The sequence below is a fragment of the Variovorax sp. 679 genome (genome assembly GCF_003952185.1).
Classification (GTDB): Bacteria; Pseudomonadota; Gammaproteobacteria; order Burkholderiales; family Burkholderiaceae_C; genus Variovorax.
Genome location: NZ_RXFS01000010.1, coordinates 1 through 15,906, shown reverse-complemented (window position 1 = coordinate 15,906; position 15,906 = coordinate 1). Strand labels below are relative to the sequence as shown.

Genomic DNA, 15,906 nt, shown 5'->3' with positions numbered 1-15,906 from the left:
CTCCCGGCAGGAGAGGAGGGGACGAATCAAGTCAGAAACGCGTCACCGGCATTTCGGCATCGGCCTTGCCCGGTGCGTACTTGCCCAGCTCCCACTTGGCGATCGCGTTGCGGTGCACTTCGTCCGGACCGTCCGCGAAGCGCAGCGTGCGTGCGCCGGCATAGGCAGCCGCCAGCGGGAAGTCGTCGCACATGCCGCCGCCGCCGTGGACCTGCATGGCCCAGTCGATCACCTGGCAGGCCATCGACGGCGCGACGACCTTGATCATCGCGATCTCGTTCTTGGCGACCTTGTTGCCGGCCACGTCCATCAGCCACGCGGCCTTGAGCGTGAGCAGGCGGGCCATGTCGATCTTGCAGCGAGCCTCGGCGATGCGTTCCTGCGTCACCGTCTGCGAAGCCACGGTCTTGCCGAAAGCCACGCGCGAGGAGGCGCGCTTGCACATCAGCTCCAGCGCGCGCTCGGCCAGGCCGATCAGGCGCATGCAGTGGTGGATGCGTCCGGGGCCGAGGCGGCCTTGTGCAATTTCGAAGCCGCGGCCTTCGCCCAGCAGCATGTTGCCGGCCGGCACGCGCACGTTCTCGAAGTACATCTCGACGTGGCCGTGCGGCGCGTCGTCATAGCCCATCACGTTCAGCGGACGCACGATGCGGATGCCCTTGGCGTCGGCCGGCACCACGATCATGCTCTGCTGCGAGTGGCGCGGCGCCTCGGGGTCGCTCTTGCCCATGGTGATGAAGACCGCGCAGCGCGGGTCGGCCGCGCCGGAAATCCACCACTTGTGGCCATTGATGACGTACTCGTCGCCCTGGCGCTCGATGCGCGTCGAGATGTTGGTGGCGTCGCTCGAAGCCACTTCGGGCTCGGTCATGGCGAAGGCCGAGCGGATCTGGCCTTCGAGCAGCGGCTTGAGCCAGCGTGCCTTGATCTCTTCCGAGCCGTAGCGCGCGATGGTCTCCATGTTGCCGGTGTCGGGCGCCGAGCAGTTGAAGGCTTCAGAGGCCCATGGCACCCGGCCCATGATCTCGGCCAGCGGGGCGTATTCCTGGTTGGTCAGGCCCGCACCGTCATAGCCCGATGCTGCGGCGCTGTCGACCGGCAGGAACAGGTTCCACAGGCCCTGGGCCTTGGCCTTGTCCTTGAGCTTCTCGACGGTCTTGAGCGCCGACCAGCGCTTGCCGGCCACCGTGTTGGCGGCCAGCTCGGCGTGGTACTCGGCTTCGGCCGGATAGATGTGGTCGTCCATGAATGCCTGGACGCGTTTCTGCAGGTCTTTGGTCTTGGCCGAGTATTCGAAATCCATCTTCGTCTCCTGGTGGGGTGGGGCGGCTTATGCCTTTTGGGCAAACTGCCAGGCCATTTCGGCCATGGGGCGGGCGCCGCGGGCAGAAGCCACGGCTTGCTCGCTCGACGCGGTTCCGGCCTCGACCCGCTTGGCAATGCCTTGCAGGATCGCGGCCATGCGGAACAGGTTGTAGGCCTGGTAGAAGTTCCAGTCGGGCGCCAGCGCCTCGGGTGTGCTGATGTGGGTGCGCTCGCAGTAGCGGCGGATGTATTCGCTCTCGGTGGGAATGCCCAGCGAGACGAGGTCGACGCCGCCGATGCCGCGCCCCGTGCTGGGCGGCATGTGCCAGGACATGCAGTGGTAGCTGAAGTCGGCCAGCGGATGGCCCAGCGTGGAGAGCTCCCAGTCGAGCACCGCGATGATGCGCGGCTCGGTGGCGTGGAACATCACGTTGTCGAGGCGGTAGTCGCCATGGACGATCGACACCTTGCTCTCGTCGCGCGCGCTCGCCGGCATGTGCGCGGGCAGCCAGTCGATCAGCCGCTCCATGGCATCGATGGGCTGCGAGAGCTCGCCGGCACCGTCGGCCGAGGCCTTGTACTGCTTGCTCCAGCGACCGATCTGCCGCTCGAAGTAGTTGCCGGGCTTGCCGTAGTCGGCCAGGCCGCGGGCGGCGAAGTCGACCGTGTGCAGCGCCGCGATCACGCGGTTCATCTCGTCGTAGTGGGCGTCGCGCTCGGCGTTGCTCATGCCGGGCAGCGACTGGTCCCACAGCACGCGGCCCTGCATGAACTCCATGACGTAGAAGGCGCGGCCGATGATGCTCTCGTCCTCGCACAGGCAGTACATGCGCGGCACCGGCACGTCGGTGCCGGCCAGGCCGCTCATCACCTTGAACTCGCGCTCCACCGCATGGGCCGAGGGCAGCAGCTTCGCGACCGGGCCCGGCTTGGCGCGCATCACGTAGCTCTGCGTGGGCGTGACCAGCTTGTAGGTCGGGTTCGACTGGCCGCCCTTGAACATCTCGACCGTCAGCGGGCCCTTGAAACCGTCGAGGTTCTTCCCGAGCCAGGCCGCGAGCGCGTCGACGTCGAAGGCGTGCTGTTGCGAGACGGCACGGGTGCCGATGAAGTTGGAGAAGTCCTGGCTCATGTCGGTATCTTTGTCTGCCTGCGTTCTAGTTTTCAGCTTCCGAGACGCGCATCAGCGCCGCGCGGTCGAGCACCACGAGGCCACCCGGCTCGATGCGGATGGTGCCCTCGCGCTCCATGGTCTTCAGTTCCTGGTTGACGCGCTGGCGCGATGCGCCCAGCAGCTGCGCCAGTTCTTCCTGCGCCAGTTGCAGGCCGATGCGCATCTGGCTGCCGTCTTCCAGGTTCGGCACGCCGTAGCTGCGTACGAGGTGAATGAGCTGCTTGGCCAGCCGCGCGCGCAGCGGCAGGGTGTTGAGGTCTTCCACCAGCCCGAACAGCGTGCGGATGCGGCGCGCCTGCAGCCGCATCAGCGCCTCGTACAGTTCCACGTGCGAGGCCAGAATCTTCTGGAAATCGGCGCGCGCCACGCACAGGATGGTGGTGTCGCCATGCGAGTAGGTGTCGTGCGTGCGCCGGTCTCCGTCGAACATCGCCACGTCGCCGAACCAGATGCCCGGCTCCACGTAGGTCAGCGTCACCTGCTTGCCCGAGACGGCCGTCGAGCTCACGCGCACCGCGCCCTTGGCGCAGGCAATCCAGTGTTCGGGCGGATCGCCTCGGGCAGCGATCAGGTCGCCGTCCTTGTAGCGTTTGACGAAGGCGCATCGGAGGATGTCGTGCCGCAGCGATGGAGAAAGGGAAGAAAACCAGCGACCACTGTTGATCGCTTCACGTTCTTCGATGGTAAGAATGGGGTCGTCCATTGGTCTGTCCTCTCGGCGACTGGAAAGCTGGTGGGTGTCACGGGAGCGACGCCGTCCGGCGTCGCTCGGGGACTGGGCTATTCGTACTGCGGCGGCTTCTTCTCGAGGAACGCGGCGATGCCGATGCCCGCGTTCGCGTGGTGCAGGTTGCGCACGAAGTGGTCGCGCTCCTGCGAGAGCTGCGAGGCCAGCGTGGCGCCCCGCGCCTCGCTCAGCAGTTCCTTGATGCTGGCCAGCGAGTTCGGCGCGCGTGCGTTGAGCCGGGTTGCCAGCGCCAGTGCGCCCGCGAGCGCCTGGCCGCTTTCGGTGAGCTCGTTGACGAGACCCAGCGCGTGCAGGCGCGGGGCGTCGATGCGTTCGCCGTTCATCAGCCATTCGCTCGCCAGCTGGCGCGGCAGCTGCTGCCCCAGGTGCCAGCTCAGGCCGCCGTCGGGCGACAGTGCCACGTTGCTGTAGGAGGCCGCGAAGACCGCGTCGCGTGCCGACACCACGAAATCGCAGGCCAGCGCGAGCGAGAAGCCCGCGCCCGCCGCCGCGCCTTCGACGGCCGCGATGACGGGCTTGGGAAAGGTGCGGATCGAATCGATCCAGTTGTGCAGGCCCTCGATGCTCTCGGCCTGCACCGAGCGGTCGAGCTGCCGGTTGGCCAGCAGGCGCTGCAGCGAGCCGCCGGCGCAGAACCACGCGCCTTCGCCCACGATGACGACGCTGCGGATCTCCGCGCTGTTCTCGGCGCCGTTGAGCGCCTCGATGCCCGCGGCGTAGATTTCGGGGCCCAGTGCGTTGCGCTGGGTGGGGTTGGCGATCGTCAGCACCATCGTGCTGCCTTCGCTCGTGCTCTTGAGTTCGGCGGTCATGGCTTTGTCGTGTGCCTGTTTATTCTTCTTCGTGCAGCAGGCTCAGGCCCAGCGCGCCGCGGCGGCGCAGCCACGGGCTCGGGCGATAGCGCGGGTCGCCGTACACCGTCTGCAGGTTGAACAGCACCTCGAGCATGTTGGTCGGGCCGTAGAGGTTGCCCATGGCGAGCGGGCCGCGCGGGTAGCCGAGGCCCAGTTGCACGGCGGTCTCGAGGTCGGCCGGTGTGCACACGCGCTGCTGGCACATGTCGGCGGCGATGTTGACGATGGTGCCGATCACGCGCTGCGTGACGAAGCCGCCGCTGTCGCGGATCACGCTCACGGCCTTGCCGTCGCGCGCGAAGAGGGCGTGCGCGGCGTCGCGGATGTCGCGGCGCGTGGCGGGGTTGGTGGCGAGCACGCGGCGCTTGGTGGCGGCATCGTCGATCAGCATGTCGATGCCGACGGTGCGCGTGGCGTCCAGGCGCTCGACAGCGGCCACCGTGGTCACGTCGAAGCCCAGCGGTGCGACGAGGATCAGCGATTGCGGCGCGGCCGTGGCGCCGCTGTCGATTTGTGCACCCAGCGTGTTCACGAGGCGCAGCAGCTCGGCGCGGCGCGCGGCGCGCGGCGACACCCAGACCGAGGGCGTGCCCTCGACCACCGGCGCGGGCGCCTCGGGCACCTGCTGCATCACGCCGTCGTTGTAGCGATAGAAGCCTTCGTTGGTCTTGCGGCCCAGTGCGCCGGCAGCCAGGCGCTGCGCGGTGATCACGCTGGGGCGGAAGCGCGGCTCCTCGAAGTACTGGTGGTAGATCGACTCCATCACCGGGTGCGACACGTCGAGCGCGGTCAGGTCCAGCAGCTCGAACGGGCCGAGGCGAAAGCCGGCCTGGTCCTTGAGGATGCGGTCGACGGTCGCGAAGTCGGCCACGCCTTCGCCCACGATGCGCAGCGCCTCGGTGCCGTAGCCGCGGCCCGCGTGGTTGACGATGAAGCCGGGCGTGTCCTGCGCCTGCACGGCGCTGTGGCCCATCTGCGTGGCATAGCCTGCGAGCTGCTTGCAGACTTCAGGCGCGGTCTTGAAGCCCGCGACCACCTCGACCACCTTCATCAGCGGCACCGGGTTGAAGAAGTGGAAGCCCGCAATGCGTTCGGGGCGCTTGAGCCCGGCGGCGATGGCCGTTACCGAGAGCGACGAAGTGTTGGTCACCAGCGTGGCTGTCTCGGCCACCACGCCTTCGAGTTCGCGGAACAGCTTGCGCTTGACTTCCAGGTCCTCGACGATGGCCTCGATCACCAGGTCGCAGCCGGCCAGCGCCTGGATCGAATCGACCGCCTTCACGCGGGCGATGTATGCGTCGCGCGTGGCTGCGTCGATCTTGTTCTTCTCGTGCAGCTTGTTCCATTGGGCGACGAGGGCTTCGCGGCCACGTTCGGCAGCACCCGCGAAGCTGTCGAGCAGCAGCACCTCGCTGCCTGCCTGCGCGGCGATCTGCGCGATGCCGCGCCCCATGGCGCCGGCGCCGACGACGCCGATTCGGGAGTAGTTCACTGTCATTTGCTGGAGATTTTCACTGGTTGGGTGGTATCCGGGCCTGCCACGCAGGCGTCGCCGCAGGTGCCATGCATGCAGGTGCTGCGGTCGAAGGCTCCGATTTTGCAGTCCCGCGCGGGTGAGGCGTGACGGGTTTTACGCGGGGGCGCGCTTTCAGGGCGTGCGGCGGCTGCGGTCGATGGCCACGCTCAGCGAAATGGCGATCAACACCAGGGCCAGGCCGACCCAGCTCATCCAGGCCGCGGCGTCGTTGGCGAGCAGCCAGCCGCCGAGTGCAGCTCCCACCGCCTGGCCGGTATAGATGCCGGAGCTGTTGAGCGCTACCGAGCCCGGCGCGAGCCCAGGCGCCAGGCCCACCAGCCGGGCCTGCTGCGCCGAATTGGTGGAGAAGCAACCCAGGCCCCAGGGAACGAGCACCACGGCCAGCCAGGCGAGCGTGGAGGCCAACGGCCACAGCAGCAGGCTCGCGGCGATCAGCACCGTCGTGACCAGCACCATGCGGCCCGCGCCCACGCGGTCGATGTACCGGCTGACCACCATGTTGCCGGCCAGGCCGAAAACGCCGAACAGCGCCCACATCACGCTCAGCGTGGTGGCGTCGGCGCCGAAGCTCTGCTTGAGGATCGGGCCGAAGTAACTGAACAGCACGAACTGACCGGCACCCTGCAGCGCCGTGACCGACACGATGCCCATCAGCACCGGGCTGCGCAGCACGCGCGACCATGCGGCGGCCGTCAATGCAGCGGGGCGGATACCGTTCGGCAAGGTGAGCCAGATCGCTGTCGCGCTCGCGACACTGAGAACCGCGATGGCCGCGAAAGCCATGCGCCAGCCCAGATGCCCGCCGATCAGCGCGCCGATGGGCAGGCCAAGCACCGAGGCCATCGACCAGCCAAGGAAAACGAAGGTGACGGCGCGCCCGCGATGCTCGGGCGGCACCAGCAGGCCGGCGCAGGCAGCCGCCTGTGGTGTGAAGATGGCCGGCGCAATCACCGTGAGCATGCGCACCGGCAGCAGGGCGCCGAAGCTAGGCATCAGCGCGCAGAGGACGTGCCCGGCGGCGTACCAGAGCAGGGAGAGGGCGAGGAGCTGCCGGCGGTCCCAGCCCGCGACAGCGGCGGCCAGCAGCGGGGCGCCTATGCACATCACCGCCGCGGCGGCCGTGATGAGCTGCCCTGCCGTGGCGGCCGTGACCGAGAGCGAGGAACTGATCTCGTTGAGCGTGCCGGGCACGACCATCACGCCCGTGCCGATCACGAAGTTGCCGACGAGCAGCGCCCAGAGCGCACCCCGGGACGCCGGCTGGCTCACCGGCGGACCTGCAGTGCGCCCGGATTCACGATGTTCGTGGGGTTGCCGTTGATGTAGCTCACGACGTTGTCGAAGGCCTGGCCGAAGTAGCTCTCGTAGCTTTCCTGCTCGACGTAGCCGATGTGCGGCGTGCAGATGCAGTTTTCGAGGCGCAGCAGCGCGTGGCCCTGCAGCGGCGGCTCGCTCTCGAACACGTCGACGGCCGCCAGCCCGGGGCGGCCGCGGTTGAGAGCGGCGAGCAGCGCATCTGCCTCGACCAGTTCCGCGCGCGAGGTGTTCACGAAAAGGGCAGTCGGCTTCATGCGCGAGAGGTCTTCCAGCGTGATGAGGCCGTTGGTTTCCTCGTTGAGCCGCAGGTGCACCGACAGCACGTCGGCCGCGGCGAAGAATTCGTGGCGGTTCTGCGCAACCTGGAAGCCGTCGGACCGCGCCTTTGCGCAACTGGCTTCACGACCCCAGATGACGACCTGCATCCCGAAGGCCTGCCCGTAGCGCGCGACCAGCTGGCCGATGCGGCCATAGCCCCAGATGCAGAGCGTCTTGCCCTTGAGCACGGAGCCGATTCCGAAGTTGGGTGGCATCGACGCCGACTTGAGCCCCGACTGCTGCCACGCACCGTGCTTGAGGTTGCTGATGTACTGCGGCAGCCGGCGCATGGCGGCCATGATGAGCGCCCAAGTGAGCTCAGCTGGCGCCTGGGGAGAGCCGGAGCCCTCCGCCACGGCCACGCCACGTTCGGTGCAGGCCGCAACGTCGATGTGCCCGGCGACGCGCCCGGTCTGCGAAATGAGCTTGAGCTTGGGCAGCTTCTCGATCAGCTGACGCGAGATCTGCGTGCGCTCGCGGATCAGCACGATCACGTCGGCGTCCTTGAGGCGAACCGACAACTGCCCAATGCCTTTCACCGTGTTGGTATAGACCTTGGCCGCGTATGCGTCCAGCTTGGAGGCGCAGCGCAGCTTGCGCACGGCGTCCTGGTAATCGTCGAGGATCACAATGTTCATGGCGTGCCATTGTGCCTCGCAGCATTGGAATGTCGCGCCCGCGAACGTTTGGATACCCACCCCCAAGCCGCTCGCAGAGCCGTTCGGGCTCAGTGCAGCCGCGTGGAATGCGGGGCAGTCGCCAGGGTTTCGGCGGCTTCGAGCGCGGCCAGTCGGTCGAGTTCGGCGCATACGTCGGCCATGCGGCCGGAGATCAACACACGGTTATTGCTGCACTGACGGCCCTTGCCGTCGACCACGCGGACCACGCGCAGGGGGCGAACCGGCATACTGGCCGTTGCGTCGGGCGTGGCACCGCTACCCGATCGGGCAGTACAGGCGGGGCGCACCGCCACATAGCGCAGTCCGGCAGAAGACTCAGCGGTGTCGAGGTGATTCCTGCGATGAGCGCGGCGTGCCGGCATCAAGCGGCTGGCCAGCGATTGCAGCGGCATCCAGATATCGGCGATGGCGAGGAGGGCGATTCCCATGTGAACTCCAAGAAAGTATGAGGTTGAACACAGGCAGGATTTCTTGAATCGGCCGCGACAGGGTGATGGCGACTCTTCGCCATACGCCCGCCACCTGTCGAGGCCGGATGGGGGATGAGGTGCCGGGCCGCAAAGGCCGCCCGGGGCCTACATCAGCATGGTGTTCCGGATGAGACCGACCGCGAGGCCTTCGATTTCGAAGGGCTCGCCGGGCTGGACGATGATGGTCGGGTAGTCGGGATTCTCGGCGTGCAGTTCGATGACCTGCTTGTTGCGTTTCAGGCGCTTGACGGTCACTTCGTCCCCCAGGCGTGCGACCACGATCTGGCCGTTGCGCGCCTCCTTGGTGGCTTGCACCGCGAGCAGGTCGCCGTCCATGATGCCGGCATCGCGCATCGACATGCCGCGCACCTTGAGCAGGTAGTCGGGCTGGCGCTGGAACAGCGTGTTCTCGACGTAGTAGGTCTGGTCGACGTGCTCCTGCGCCAGGATGGGCGAGCCGGCTGCGACGCGGCCGATGAGCGGGAGCGCCAGTTGGGCCATGCCGGGCAGCGAGAGCGAGAACTGTCCGCCTTCGCGATGCCGCGTTTCGTTGAGCGAGCGCAATGCGTCGCCTTTGAGGCGGATGCCGCGCGAGGTGCCGCTGACGAGTTCGATGACGCCCTTGCGTGCCAGCGCCTGCAGGTGCTCTTCGGCGGCATTGGCCGACTTGAACCCGAGTTCGTTGGCGATTTCGGCGCGCGTGGGTGGCGCACCGGTACGTGCGATTGCGCTCTGGATCAGATCCAGGATCTGCTGCTGGCGGGCTGTAAGCTTCACGGCGAACTGCATATGTGGTTCCTTGCGGTACTGGCTGGATATCCAGTGGCTGTATTTTTAACCAGTTTTTTTAAGTTGACAAGCCATGGTCAATTCCTCTTCGCCTGAACTGCTCCGTCGTGTGGTGGTTCTGGGTACCGGCGGCACCATCGCGGGCAGGGCCGCCAGCAGCGACGACAACATCGGCTACACCGCCGCACAGGTGGGCGTGGCCGACCTGCTGGGCGGAATCGAAGCGCCCGAAGGCGTGACGCTCGAGGCCGAGCAGGTGGCGCAGGTCGACAGCAAGGACATGTCCTTCGACATCTGGCAGCAACTGGCCCGGCGCTGTGCGCAGTGGCTGGCACAGGCCGATGTGGCTGGCGTGGTGATCACTCATGGCACCGACACCATCGAGGAGACCGCGTTCTTCCTGCACTCGGTGCTGGCGCCGTCCAAGCCGGTGGTGCTCACATGCGCGATGCGTCCAGCTACTGCGTTGTCGCCGGACGGGCCGCAGAACGTGCGCGACGCGATCAGCGTTGCCGCGACGCAGGGGGCTCGGGGCGTGACGGTGGTGTGCGCCGGTGTCGTCCATGGCGGCGTAGACATCCTGAAGGTGCATACCTACCGGCTTGACGCCTTCGCGTCGGGCGACGCCGGGCCTGTCGGCTACGTGGAGGAGGGTGAGGTGCGCCTCGTCCGGGCGTGGCCGCAGGGGGAGGCATTGCCGGCGACTAAGCTTCTGGGTACGGCTGGCGTGCAGTGGCCTCGGGTCGAGATCGTCATGAGCCATGCCGGTGCCTCTGGCGCGGTGATCGACGCGCTCCTGCTGTCTGTAGGCACGGAGCCCCTGCGCGGGCTGGTGCTCGCCACCACCGGCAACGGCACCCTGCACCATGCGCTGGAAGCGGCTGCACTCAAGGCACAGGACGCCGGAGTCTCGGTGATTCGGGCCACGCGGTGCGTGAGCGGGCGAATCCTGCCGAAGGCCGGAGATGCGCTTCGCGATGCAGGCGCGCTGACGCCCGTCAAGGCGCGCATCGCCTTGATGCTGGAACTGCTGGGGTAAAAATGAAACCGCCCCTGTCGAAGGGGCGGTTGCCGTGAAATCAGGTCAGCTGCTCAGCGCAGCGAGTGCACGTTGCGTGATCTCGTCGACCGTGCCGACACCCTTGATTGCGCGGTACTTCGGCGCAGCGGCGGGATCGGTCTTGGCCCAGGCGGAGTAGTAGTCGACCAGAGGACGCGTCTGCTGGCTGTACACGTCGAGCCGCTTGCGCACGGTTTCTTCCTTGTCGTCCTCGCGCTGGATCAGGTCTTCGCCGGTCACGTCGTCCTTGCCTTCCACCTTGGGCGGATTGAACTTGACGTGATAGGTGCGGCCCGAAGCCGGGTGCGAGCGACGGCCACTCATGCGCTCGATGATGTCGCCGAAGGGCACGTCGATCTCGAGCACGTAGTCGAGCTTGACGCCGGCGGCCTTCATGGCGTCGGCCTGCGGAATGGTGCGAGGGAAACCGTCGAACAGGAAGCCGGCGGCGCAATCGGGCTGCGCGATGCGTTCCTTCACCAGATTGATGATCAGGTCGTCGCTGACCAGCGCGCCGGCGTCCATGACAGCCTTGGCCTGCAACCCCAGCGGTGTGCCGGCCTTGACTGCGGCGCGCAGCATGTCGCCGGTCGAAATCTGGGGGATGCTGTATTTCTGGCAAATGAAGGCCGCTTGCGTGCCTTTGCCCGCCCCGGGCGCGCCCAGCAAAATTAGTCTCATGGTGTCCTCGGACGGTTCTTAGATTTTGTGTCGCGCCAAGCGTCGGCCCCAAGGCTGGGCGAGGCGGAGTTGCTTCGAGGATAGCATGCGTGCCCCCGAGGAATTCCCGCTGCCTGCAGCCTTGGAGACGCCTCGGGGCTCAGGAGCCGGCCGCTGCGAAGATCGCGCGCACGCGTGCCAGGTCTTCGGGCGTGTCGATGCCAGGGCCCGGCGCGACATGGCTCACATGCACGGCAATGCGATGGCCGTGCCAGAGCGCGCGCAACTGTTCGAGCGCTTCCGTCGCCTCAACGGGGGCCGGCGGCAAGGAGGGAAAACGGCGCACGAAGCCCGCGCGATAGCCATAGATTCCGATGTGGCGCAACGGAGCAGGAGCAGGCAGCACCGCTGGCGCGGCTCCATTGGCAGAGCCATCACGCCACCACGGGATCGGCGCGCGACTGAAGTACATCGCGTTGCCTTGTGCATCGAGCACGGCCTTCACCACATTGGGATTCATGAAGTCGCCGACCGAATCGATCTCGTGGGCGGCGGTGCTCATGGCCGCTTCGGCGTGCGTGGCCAGCGTGGACGCCACGGCGTCGATCAGCGCGGGATCGATCAGCGGCTCGTCGCCCTGTACGTTGACGACGATATCGTCGCCATCCAGGCCCAGTTGTTCGCAGGCTTCAGCCAGCCGGTCGGTGCCACTGGGGTGGTCCTGGCGGGTGAGGATGGCTTCGACGCCGTGGGTCTTGCACGCCGCGATGATGGAAGCATCGTCGCCCGCGACCACCACGCGCGACGCGCCGGATTCACCGGCGCGCTGCGCCACGCGCACCACCATGGGTACGCCGGCGATATCGGCCAGGGGTTTGTTGGGAAGTCGCGTCGAGGCCAGCCGCGCCGGCACCAGAACAGTGAAGCTCACAGCCCGAGCTCTTCGTCGGAGAGCGTGCGAGCCTCGTTCTCGAGCAGCACCGGAATACCGTCGCGCACCGGATAGGCGAGGCGCGCGCTGCGCGAGCACAGCTCATGCTTCTCGGGGTTCCAGGTCAGCGGCCCCTTGGTGACGGGGCAGACGAGCAATTCAAGCAGCTTGGTATCCATCGAGCGATGATAGCTTTGCGTCGAGTGCGGCGAAGAATTCCGCGGAGGGCGCGAACTCCAGCGGTACGGCCAGCGCATCTGGCGCCTTGCGCCACAGCTTGACGGCGTCTTTCTCCGTGCAGATGAGGGTTCGAGTGGCGTCCGGCGGTTGCTGCCAGCTTTCGAAGTCGAAGTGATCGGGCAACGCGATGGCTTCGGCAAGCGTGAGGCCGCGCGCGCGCAGCATCTCGAAAAAGGCTTGGGGCCGCGCGATGGCCGCGAGCGCGATCACGGGCCGTCCTGCAAGCGAGGCCAGCGGCACTCGTTGGCCATCGCCGCGCAGGGCTTCAGCCGCGAGAGCCCGGGTAGCGGTATGGCCTCCGGCGAAGGCCGGTCGCGCGCCGCTGTGCAGCACAAGGTCGCAGCGGCGCGGCCAGGCCTCGCGCAGCGGGCCGGCGGGCAGCCGCCAGCCATTTCCGATGCCCCGGTCGTCGAACACGCAGATCTCGATGTCGCGGGCGAGCGCCAGATGCTGCAGGCCGTCGTCGCTCACGATGACTTGCGTGCCCGGGTGCCGTTCGAGAAGGGCGCGCGCTGCATCGATGCGACGGCGCGCCACGAACACCGGCGCCCTGGTGGCATGGTGGATCAGCGCGGGCTCGTCGCCGACATCCCGTGGGTCGCTGTCGCCGAGCACTTCGCGGCAGTCATCGGTGCGGCGTCCGTAACCGCGCGACACCACGCCGACTTGCACGCCCCGCGCCTGAAGATGCCGGACGACAGCCATGACGACTGGTGTCTTGCCGGCTCCACCTGCAATCACATTGCCGACCACGATCACCGGCACGCGCACCCGCGCGGTCCGCAGCCATCCCGCGCGATACAGCCAGCCGCGCACCGCGAAGAGCGCGGCGTAGACGAGCGACAGCGGCCACAGCAGGCAAGCCAGGGGGCCTCGACGCAGCCAGGCGTCCTGCAGCTGCTGCGAGGAACCCGTGTTGCCGCCCTTGCCGCCGTCGGTAGGCACTCAGTGCCCGGCTTGCGCCGTCGACTGGGCCGCGAAGGTGATCTGCATCAGTCCGGCGCGGCGCGCGGCTTCCATCACCGTCACCACGGCCTGGTGCGGACTGGTCGCGTCGGCGCTGATGATCACCACGCTGTCCTTGCCGCCCGTTGCAGCTGCGGCGAGGGCGGCCGTCACGGTTTCGACGCTGCGGTCGGCTACGGCGTTCTTGTTGACCGAGTAACGGCCGTCGGCCGAGACCGCCACGATCACTTCCTTCGGATAGTCGCGCTGCGCGTCGACGTCCGCCGTGGGCAGCCGCAGCTGCATCTCGGTGAACTTGCTGTAAGTGGTCGACAGCATCAGGAAGATCAGGATCACCAGCAGCACGTCGATGAACGGGATCAGGTTGATCTCCGGCTCGTCGCGCGCGCCGTGGCGGAACTGCATGCGGGCACGGCTCATTTGCGCAGCGCGTTCAGGTGGCGGGCGAAGCGCTCGCCGGAAAGTTCGAGGTTCAGCAGGTACTCGTCGACCCGGCTGCGGAAGTAGCGCCAGAAGATCAGCGTCGGAATGGCGACGATGAGGCCGAAGGCGGTGTTGTAGAGCGCGATCGAGATGCCGTGCGCCAGTTGGGCCGGGTTGCCGGAGCCGACAGCGCCGCTGCCGGGCGACTGCGAGCCGAAGATCTCGATCATGCCGATGACCGTGCCCAGCAGCCCCAGCAGCGGGGCTGCCGAGGCGATGGTGGCGAGCGCCGGCAGGTAGCGTTCGAGCTTGTGCGCCACGGTGCGACCCGAGGCCTCCATGGCGGCGCGCAGGTCGTCTTCGGTGCAGCGCGGATTGGCATTCAGCGCGCGCAGGCCGGCAGCCAGGACCTGACCGAGCATCGAGTTGCGTTCGAGCTTTGTCACGATATCCGGACCGGGAATGGTGCCGTGCGATGCCGTGATGGTTTCATCGAGGAGCTTCGGCGGCAGTACCCTCACGGTCTTGAGGCTCGTGAAACGTTCTATAACCAGCGCGAGCGCAATGATCGAACATGCGAGCAAGGGCCAGATCGGCCAACCCGCGGCAACTATGATGGAAAACAAGAAAATCCTCCGGCCCGTAGACTGCAAATGCGCGGCGATTATCCACTGAGCCCACCATCGTCACGCGCCTTGTTTTTGTGTCGGCAAGGACGCACAGATTCTGTGGATAACTTTGTGACTAACCTGCTGCGCAACTCGCCCGAGCCCGCATGGGGCGGCCTTTTCGCTGGATCGACTGAATTTTGAGCAGCACTTTTTTCAATGAAATCAATGGCTTGCACGAGAAACCGTGCGCTTGTCCCGCCCTGGGGCCTGAAGAAGGGGGCCGTGCTGCCCGTTGTGGAAGAGTGGCATCCGACCGAGCGTGCGTTTTGTGAACCAGCGTGAACCGAATTCCGCGCCGGGGCCGCGAGTCTGGGCCGTCGGGGCCTTGTGCCGGGCTGTCGCCGACGCACTCGACGCCCGCTTCAACCCGGTGACGGTGCGCGGCGAAATTTCCGGTTTCTCTCGCGCGCCAAGTGGACATTGTTACTTCGCGCTCAAGGACGAGTCCGGTCAGCTGCGCTGCGCGATGTTCCGCCGTGCCGCCGGCCTGCTCGATTTCTCACCGCGCGATGGCGATCAGGTCGAGGTCCGCGGACGCCTCGCGGTGTACGAGCCGCGCGGCGATCTGCAACTGGTTGTCGAGAGCCTTCGGCGGGCCGGGCAGGGCGCCTTGTTCGAGCAGTTCATGCAGCGCAAGGCGCGGCTGGAAGCCGAAGGCCTCTTCGACCCGGCGCGCAAGCGGGCGCTGCCGACCATCCCGCGCTCGATCGGCATCGTCACTTCGCTGGGTGCGGCTGCTTTGCATGACGTGGTCACCGCGCTACGAAGACGTGTTCCACACATTCCGGTTGTGCTTGCCCCGGCGGCGGTGCAAGGGGCCAACGCGCCGGCCGAACTGGTGCGGGCGCTGCAATCGCTCTATGACCTTGCGCCGGCTGTCGATGTGATCCTGCTGGTTCGAGGCGGCGGCTCCATCGAAGATCTCTGGGCCTTCAACGACGAGACTCTGGCGCGGACCATTGTTCGGAGCCCGGTACCGCTGGTCAGTGGCGTGGGGCATGAAACCGACTTCACCATCGCCGACTTTTGCGCCGACCTGCGCGCCCCTACGCCCACTGCCGCCGCCGAACTGGTGAGCGCACCGCGCGACGTGTGGCTCGGTGCGCTCGATCTGATCGAGGAGCGGCTCGGCGATGCGCTGGGCGGGCGCGTCGACGTACTCGGACAGCGTCTGGATCAGGCGGCGGGCCGCCTTGGCCGCCCTTCGAATCTCGTGACTCGCCAGCAGTTGCGGCTTGCGCATCACGCGCAGCGCCTTCGCTACACGGTGATGTCCAGAAGAGAGCGCCTGACGCAGGTGCCGCGCCTGATCGCGGCCGACTTTCCCTTGAAGTTGGGGCGCGCGGTGGTGCAGCGCCGCGACCGGCTGGAGCGCGTGGCCCTGCGCATGCGATTGCTGGATCCGGCGTTGGTCTTGCAACGTGGCTATGCGTGGCTGACCGACTCAGGTGGCCGTGCGGTCGTCAGCACCGCGCAACTTGCACCCGGCGACGCTGTCAAGGCGCGGCTCGCCGATGGCGAAGTCGACCTGACCGTCACGCCGGGCGGCGCAACGGGAAGGCGTCCGACGCCACCTCAATAATTACTTCCTAGAATCCCTGATTCCCACAACCAACCCACGAGAAAAAACCATGGAACATGTGCTCCCACCCCTGCCGTACGCCCTGGACGCGCTGGCACCCGAGTATTCGAAGGAAACCCTCGAGTACCACTACGGCAAGCACCACAACGCCTACGTGGTGAACCTCAACAACCTGCAGAAG

The 15,906-nt window shown here is 67.0% G+C and carries 17 protein-coding genes and 1 pseudogene; 3 read left to right on the top strand and 15 right to left on the bottom strand.

The features are described from left to right. Positions 1–31 precede the first annotated feature (31 nt). From EJO71_RS24545 to lexA, 9 genes are all read right to left on the bottom strand, one after another. Complete coding sequence (locus EJO71_RS24545) at positions 32–1,303, bottom strand: acyl-CoA dehydrogenase family protein (RefSeq protein ID WP_125951524.1); 1,272 nt, start codon at positions 1,301–1,303, stop codon at positions 32–34. A 27-nt stretch (positions 1,304–1,330) separates the two neighbouring features. Further along, positions 1,331–2,437, bottom strand: coding sequence for a phosphotransferase (locus EJO71_RS24540; RefSeq protein ID WP_125951525.1), 1,107 nt, complete (start codon positions 2,435–2,437; stop codon positions 1,331–1,333). 25 nt (positions 2,438–2,462) lie between these two features. Next, positions 2,463–3,182, bottom strand: coding sequence for a Crp/Fnr family transcriptional regulator (locus EJO71_RS24535; protein WP_125951526.1), 720 nt, complete (start codon positions 3,180–3,182; stop codon positions 2,463–2,465). 77 nt (positions 3,183–3,259) lie between these two features. After that, complete coding sequence (locus tag EJO71_RS24530) at positions 3,260–4,039, bottom strand: enoyl-CoA hydratase (protein ID WP_125951527.1); 780 nt, start codon at positions 4,037–4,039, stop codon at positions 3,260–3,262. A gap of 19 nt (positions 4,040–4,058) precedes the next feature. Further along, complete coding sequence (locus tag EJO71_RS24525) at positions 4,059–5,579, bottom strand: 3-hydroxyacyl-CoA dehydrogenase (protein WP_125951528.1); 1,521 nt, start codon at positions 5,577–5,579, stop codon at positions 4,059–4,061. Between the two features lie 150 nt (positions 5,580–5,729). Continuing rightward, positions 5,730–6,887 carry an MFS transporter gene (locus tag EJO71_RS24520; RefSeq protein WP_125951529.1) on the bottom strand — a complete coding sequence of 386 codons (1,158 nt, stop codon included), beginning with the start codon at positions 6,885–6,887 and terminating at the stop codon, positions 5,730–5,732. Continuing rightward, positions 6,884–7,891 (bottom strand): D-2-hydroxyacid dehydrogenase family protein, encoded by a 1,008-nt coding sequence (locus EJO71_RS24515; RefSeq protein WP_093202278.1) that lies wholly within the window; start codon positions 7,889–7,891, stop codon positions 6,884–6,886. Before EJO71_RS24515 ends, EJO71_RS24520 begins: the two co-directional genes overlap by 4 nt. 89 nt (positions 7,892–7,980) lie before the next feature. Beyond that, complete coding sequence (locus EJO71_RS24510) at positions 7,981–8,361, bottom strand: hypothetical protein (protein ID WP_125951530.1); 381 nt, start codon at positions 8,359–8,361, stop codon at positions 7,981–7,983. Between the two features lie 147 nt (positions 8,362–8,508). Then, positions 8,509–9,192, bottom strand: coding sequence for a transcriptional repressor LexA (gene lexA / locus EJO71_RS24505; RefSeq protein WP_013541704.1), 684 nt, complete (start codon positions 9,190–9,192; stop codon positions 8,509–8,511). A gap of 73 nt (positions 9,193–9,265) precedes the next feature. Here lexA and EJO71_RS24500 point away from each other — a divergent pair, with 73 nt between their 5' ends. Then, entirely contained in the window at positions 9,266–10,231 is a 966-nt protein-coding gene (locus tag EJO71_RS24500; RefSeq protein ID WP_125951531.1) for an asparaginase, read from the top strand. Positions 10,232–10,276: 45 nt separating this feature from the next. Here EJO71_RS24500 and adk read toward each other — a convergent pair whose 3' ends face one another. The 6 genes from adk to EJO71_RS24470 form a co-directional block, all read right to left on the bottom strand. Continuing rightward, complete coding sequence (adk, locus tag EJO71_RS24495; RefSeq protein ID WP_093056573.1) at positions 10,277–10,933, bottom strand: adenylate kinase; 657 nt, start codon at positions 10,931–10,933, stop codon at positions 10,277–10,279. A gap of 139 nt (positions 10,934–11,072) precedes the next feature. Then, on the bottom strand, positions 11,073–11,843 hold the full coding sequence (kdsB, locus tag EJO71_RS24490; RefSeq protein ID WP_125951532.1) for a 3-deoxy-manno-octulosonate cytidylyltransferase: 771 nt from the start codon (positions 11,841–11,843) through the stop codon (positions 11,073–11,075). After that, positions 11,840–12,022, bottom strand: a complete 183-nt coding sequence (locus EJO71_RS24485) for a Trm112 family protein (protein WP_125951533.1) — start codon at positions 12,020–12,022, stop codon at positions 11,840–11,842. Before EJO71_RS24485 ends, kdsB begins: the two co-directional genes overlap by 4 nt. After that, a complete protein-coding gene (gene lpxK, locus EJO71_RS24480) occupies positions 12,003–13,028 on the bottom strand; it encodes a tetraacyldisaccharide 4'-kinase (protein ID WP_125951534.1) in 1,026 nt (341 codons plus the stop codon). The genes EJO71_RS24485 and lpxK overlap by 20 nt, the downstream gene beginning before the upstream one ends. Then, positions 13,029–13,469 carry a biopolymer transporter ExbD gene (locus EJO71_RS24475; protein ID WP_125951535.1) on the bottom strand — a complete coding sequence of 147 codons (441 nt, stop codon included), beginning with the start codon at positions 13,467–13,469 and terminating at the stop codon, positions 13,029–13,031. Further along, positions 13,466–14,098: a MotA/TolQ/ExbB proton channel family protein gene (locus tag EJO71_RS24470; RefSeq protein WP_125951536.1), complete on the bottom strand. Its 633-nt coding sequence runs from the start codon at positions 14,096–14,098 to the stop codon at positions 13,466–13,468. Before EJO71_RS24470 ends, EJO71_RS24475 begins: the two co-directional genes overlap by 4 nt. A gap of 313 nt (positions 14,099–14,411) precedes the next feature. Between EJO71_RS24470 and xseA the strand changes: the two genes are divergently transcribed. Further along, entirely contained in the window at positions 14,412–15,725 is a 1,314-nt protein-coding gene (xseA, locus tag EJO71_RS24465; protein WP_125951537.1) for an exodeoxyribonuclease VII large subunit, read from the top strand. 49 nt (positions 15,726–15,774) lie between these two features. Further along, positions 15,775–15,906: pseudogene (locus EJO71_RS24460) on the top strand (superoxide dismutase [Fe]); the annotation flags it as partial.